General features: G+C 46.3%; 1 protein-coding gene and 1 pseudogene. Both read right to left on the bottom strand.

What is annotated here, in order from left to right:
* A pseudogene (locus V7D75_RS01525) lies at nt 1-231 on the bottom strand (hypothetical protein); the annotation flags it as partial.
* A 30-nt stretch (nt 232-261) separates the two neighbouring features.
* A partial coding sequence (locus tag V7D75_RS01520) for a hypothetical protein (RefSeq protein ID WP_333613125.1) occupies nt 262-678 on the bottom strand: 417 nt, incomplete at its 5' end.

The following is a 678-nucleotide window of genomic DNA, read 5'->3' as shown; positions in this document are numbered from 1 at the left end:
ACTGACACCAAGTCCAGCTTGCTCACGTGCGCGCTTATGCATTAAACAGCTACCAACCATTAGGCTACCCTCGCGGCAGGCACGAAAGTAGCGTTGGTAATTGTCCGGGTACAGGTTTTTGCTGCGCGTAAGGATAGGATCTAATAGAATACCGGCGTTATTGACCGGCAATATCAGCAGTTGGGCGCTGCTATTTAAAATAGGGGCGTGGGTAAGTTGTAGACTTGCCATTTATCTATCTGCCCCTTTGTGAAATGAATATTATTTTACACTATTTTTCGCGCTTTCAGCAGCTTCTAGTTGGGCGATTTGCTCCTCCAGCAGGGCGATTTGCTCTTCTTTCATCTCTGTCAGCTGTTTATTCATTGCCAACTGTTCCGCTGCTAGCTTTTCTTGTTCAGCTAAGCGCTGACGCTCATCTTCCAAGCGATCTATTTCTTCTTTCGCTAAACTGTCGGTTTCTGGCAAGGGCGCATTTAAAATAGCGTCGGGATCAGGGATTTGGCTGTTTGTACTTGTCGAGCTATCACTATCCAAAGTTAGTTCACCATCATCTAATGAGGTGGTATCTGCTTGCGCAGCACTATCTTGCTCAATAGACTCGGCAGTAGGTGGTGTGCTTTCGATCGGCGCCTTTTCAGTGTCTGGCGAATTGTTTTTCCAAACCAAATAACCAAT

Origin of the sequence: Psychrobacter sp. (assembly GCF_036731945.1) — a bacterium.
In the GTDB taxonomy this organism is placed as follows: Bacteria; Pseudomonadota; Gammaproteobacteria; order Pseudomonadales; family Moraxellaceae; genus Psychrobacter.
Note: the sequence above shows the minus strand (reverse complement) of the source record. Positions and strands in the feature narration are given on the sequence as shown.